Source organism: Planktothrix sp. (genome assembly GCF_046067725.1).
Lineage (GTDB): Bacteria > Cyanobacteriota > Cyanobacteriia > Cyanobacteriales > Microcoleaceae > Planktothrix.
The window spans coordinates 1-4,165 of the sequence record NZ_JBJUDF010000133.1 but is presented as its reverse complement, the minus strand read 5'-3'; the positions used below and the strand labels follow the sequence as shown (position 1 = coordinate 4,165).

Sequence of the window (4,165 nt, the reverse complement as noted above, 5' to 3'; positions counted from 1 at the left end):
AAATCAGGAATTCGGTCTGGAAAAGCGTTAGGAATTCTCAAAGAAGCTGGCATTGAAGGAACTAACGTTAAAGGCGGAATTTTAGCTTGGAGTCGAGAAATTGATTCTTCTGTTCCTGAATATTAAACCGATGAAATTGTAGAATGACCCAAAAAGGGTTTGAGAGTGGGTTGTGTTTTTTAACTCAACTCACTTCTTTTTTCAGAGAATTCGCTTCAAAAAGAATATCAAAGAACTATAAAATTAATCACAATTCTGAGAGCATAAGGATATTACATCCCTTACAAAAAATGCTATATTGAATAAATTTAAGCTAGACTCAACAAAAAATTCTATTCAACGGCATAAACAACATGACATCCAATTTGCAAAAGTCCCCCCTAGGGAATCTTCCCATTCATAAAATCCCCACTTGGTTGCCGATTACTCTAATTCTGCTTCTAGCAACAATATTATATCTGTATCAACTTGGAACAGAACCGTTATGGCAAGATGAATTTTATAGCATTGAGGACGCTGAAACGTTTAATATTCTTGATCCCGGTGTTCGTCCCCTCTATTATATGTTTTTAAAATTTTGGATGAATTTTGGGAAAAGTGATGCTTGGTTACGAAGTTTATCCGTGATTTTTTCCCTGGGTAGTGTGTTTCTGACTTACAAAATCGGTCGTCGCACCGCCGGAGAATTTGTGGGTCTTATTTCTGCTTTTTTATTAACCCTTTCACCCACTTTTATTTTCCATGCTCAAGAAGTCAGAATGTACAGCATGAGCACATTTATTGCTCTCGCTGGAACCCTAATTTTAATTCAAGCTTTAGAAAATTCAGACCTAAAATGCATAATTTTTTGGGCAATTGCCAGAGTCTTAACAATATTGACTAGCCCCCTTAATATTCTCTTACTATTTCCAGACTTACTGATTATTACTTGGAGATACCGCCAACAAAAACGAGTGTTATTATCCATTGGCATTTTCCTATTATTAACGGGGATTCTAATCATTCCATCCTCTATTGCTATCCTAGAAATCGCTCCCAAATTTTTTGGAGATTGGGTTGCTAATCTCACACCCATTAATTTAAGAATGGTTTTATCAACCCCAGAGGTTTTTACAGCTAATCCCCCCAATTCTAGCGAATTATCAAAGCAAACAGACATCTTTTTTAAAATCTATACTCTCCTGTTAATCAGTTTAACAGGTCTTGCCCTTTTCTATATTACTAAAAATCGGATTAAACCTTTATTATGGATTACAGCATGGGCTTTTTTACCCTGTCTTCCTATTCTGTTGATGTCCTATGCCTTTGCTAATATTTGGTTTCCTCGATACCTTCTCTTTGTAGCACCTTATTTTTTCATTTTGTTAGCCGTCGGATTTCTACAAATCTTTCATCGTTGGCGTTATGTTGCAGCACTCATTGGGATTTACTATTTAATCGCTGTAGGCTTTGGATTAAACCATTATTATACAACCTCAGAACGAGTCAATTGGCCGATGATTACCCAAGCCATTGCTCGCAATGAACAACCAGGTGATGTAATTATCTACTCTCGAAGCCCTAGAAATGCTCCCAAACCTAACGCTTTACGTTATTATTATCAAGGTCAAATTCCTATCGAATTGCAAGTTAATTTATGTGCCAACAGCAATCAAAACAAAATCAGTAGCTCTGACTCTAAACCCGTAACTATTACCCCTTTATCAACTTTATTAACAACCTATTCTCGATTTTGGGTGGTTTGTGAAGTCTTTGATGAAGCAGTTTTTAATAACTTTGTTTCTAACCGATTTCAAATTAAAGAACGTCAAAGCTTTAAAACTCGTTTTGAACCCTTACAAGTCTTTCTATTAGTTCCGAAATCTTCTGCAAATCCCCCAACAGTTCCCTCAACAACTGAGAATTCCAGTCCTAACAGCTAATCAAAAACTTGAATTCGTTGTGCTCTGAATCAAAACACGCCCAAGGGGAAGAATTGACTTAACCGAGGGCGTATTAATCCCCTAATTTATCAGTTAAAATTAGAATTAATAGGTAATGGGGGTTCATCAGCCAACCATCAATCGTTAACCCTCTCCGGTTTGTCCTAAATATTTGGTTAAATAGGGAGAAAAAACTTCATAAATCAAGGTTAAAGGTTTGCCATGATGCCAAAATAAATAATGACGTCCCCAAAACGGCCCTGATTCACCAAAAGCTAATTCTAACCCTTTGCTATCTCCATAATAAATTCCCTGCACATCTCGATAAAGCTCCGTTCGCAACCGAGCTAAACTCGCCCAAATGGGTAACGACCGATTTTGTAAATATTCATCAACATGGCTGGCTTCCCACCAAGAAGTGGCATAAGCTAACCGTTGTCCTGATGCTGTTCTTAACCACACCTGGCGTCGCACACGGGGGCCGGGAACCGCTAAAATCTGCTCTGGAGCATTATCCGTGCTCATGCCAATTGCTGACATATCAATCACATCAACTTCTGTGGGTTCCCCGGTTAACAGTTGTAAATGTCGCGTCGGAGAACCATCTCCTAATAACAAAATTTGCCAAGGGGGAGACAGTTGACTATGAGGCAGTCCTTGTTTAACAATAGCTTCATCCCCCTGCCATCGACACCGAAGACGATGCCAAGCAGTCGGTTGAGTAACGGGTTCGAGTCTTCTAATACTGGCAGTCAAGGGTATGCAACAAAACTTAACGTCTGTTGTCTATGATAGCGCAACGGATGTCAGGTGTCAGGTTTCAACTCTGGAATTATGAACGACCCTTTAAAAGAAGTCACAATTTATACCGATGGGGCCTGTAGTGGTAATCCAGGGCCAGGAGGATATGGCGTGGTGTTAATTTATGGCCCTCACCGTAAAGAATTATCAGCCGGATATCAACTCACCACCAATAACCGCATGGAATTAATGGCCGCTATTATGGGATTAGAAGCCTTAAAGTTTCCTTGCGCTGTTAATTTATATACGGATTCTCGCTATTTAGTCGATGCAATGTGCAAAGGATGGGCGAAGAAATGGCAACAAAATGGTTGGAAACGTAACCCAAAAGAATCCGCTAAAAACCCTGATTTATGGGAACGATTATTAGCAGTATCAGAACAACATCAAGTTCAATTTCTCTGGGTGAAAGGTCATGCGGGAGATGAAGAAAATGAATGTTGCGATCGCTTAGCAGTTAACGCTTCTCAACAACCTGATTTATTATTAGATTTGGGTTATGAAAAAGCTTGTGATCCCTAAAGCATTAAAAATTAAAAAAATTTGAGGATAAAATCTTAATGACCGTCATAACAGAACAGACAATATTAATTACAGGGTGTAGTCGGAGGCTGGGCTATTTACTAGGCTGTCATTTTTTAGCAAAAAATTTTAGAGTGTTAGCCCACTATCGGACACCAACCCACGAAACTGAACAATTAAAGTCTCAAGGCGCCATTTTATTACAGGCAGATTTTACCCAGTCTCAACACATTATCCATTTCATTGAACAGGTAAAATCTTTAACCAATGAATTACGGGGAATTATTCATAACGCTTCTATGTTTGCCCCGGATCAAACTGAACCCCAAGCCATTTTAGAACAGTATCATCAATTATATCAAGTTCACATGGTGGCTCCCGCATTAATTAATCACGAATTAAAAGCAACCCTTCAACAAGGAGCAAACCCTTATTCAGATATCATTCATATTACCGATATTGCCGTTAATCATCCCCATCCTAATTGTTCCCTTTACTCTTCTACAAAAGCTGGACTTGAGAACCTGACCCTTTCTTTTGCTAAAAACTTTGCACCCCAGATTAAAGTTAATAGTATTCAACCCGGTACTTTTGAGTTTTTAACCCATCATACAGAAGCCGAAAAAGCAAATATATTAAACGAAACTTTATTGAAAAGAATAGGAGGGTTTGAAACTATTATTAAAACCGTTGATTATTTACTTGATAATCATTATATTACAGGCAGTGCCATTAAGGTAGATGGTGGACACACTTTGATTTAATTCTTAATCACTTTTTTTGAGAAGGGTGATCAACAACAAAAGTTAGTCTTGATTTGTATTTGATATAATCAGATTGGTCAGTCCTGCCAAGGCGAATGAATGAATATGGCGATCGCAACTTTAACAGAAAACTTCTCTTTAGAAGATTTTATGGTG

At 38.1% G+C, this 4,165-nt stretch carries 4 protein-coding genes and 1 pseudogene; 4 read left to right on the top strand and 1 reads right to left on the bottom strand.

From position 1 onward, the window contains the following. Both ACKPEB_RS07485 and ACKPEB_RS07480 read left to right on the top strand, forming a co-directional pair. A pseudogene (locus ACKPEB_RS07485) lies at positions 1 to 126 on the top strand (molybdenum cofactor biosynthesis protein MoeB); the annotation flags it as partial. Between the two features lie 227 nt (positions 127 to 353). Beyond that, the gene (locus ACKPEB_RS07480) at positions 354 to 1,922 is read left to right on the top strand and encodes a glycosyltransferase family 39 protein (RefSeq protein ID WP_408964240.1); all 1,569 of its coding nucleotides are present in this window, start codon (positions 354 to 356) and stop codon (positions 1,920 to 1,922) included. A gap of 144 nt (positions 1,923 to 2,066) precedes the next feature. Here the strand turns inward: ACKPEB_RS07480 and ACKPEB_RS07475 are convergent, their stop codons facing one another. Next, on the bottom strand, positions 2,067 to 2,666 hold the full coding sequence (locus ACKPEB_RS07475; protein ID WP_408964241.1) for a chorismate lyase: 600 nt from the start codon (positions 2,664 to 2,666) through the stop codon (positions 2,067 to 2,069). 90 nt (positions 2,667 to 2,756) lie between these two features. On the opposite strand from ACKPEB_RS07475, the gene rnhA reads away from it, so the two are divergent. Together rnhA and ACKPEB_RS07465 are read left to right on the top strand one after the other, a co-directional pair. After that, positions 2,757 to 3,245: a ribonuclease HI gene (gene rnhA / locus ACKPEB_RS07470; RefSeq protein WP_408964239.1), complete on the top strand. Its 489-nt coding sequence runs from the start codon at positions 2,757 to 2,759 to the stop codon at positions 3,243 to 3,245. A 38-nt stretch (positions 3,246 to 3,283) separates the two neighbouring features. Then, complete coding sequence (locus tag ACKPEB_RS07465) at positions 3,284 to 4,009, top strand: SDR family oxidoreductase (RefSeq protein WP_408964237.1); 726 nt, start codon at positions 3,284 to 3,286, stop codon at positions 4,007 to 4,009. The last annotated feature ends 156 nt before the right edge of the window (positions 4,010 to 4,165 follow it).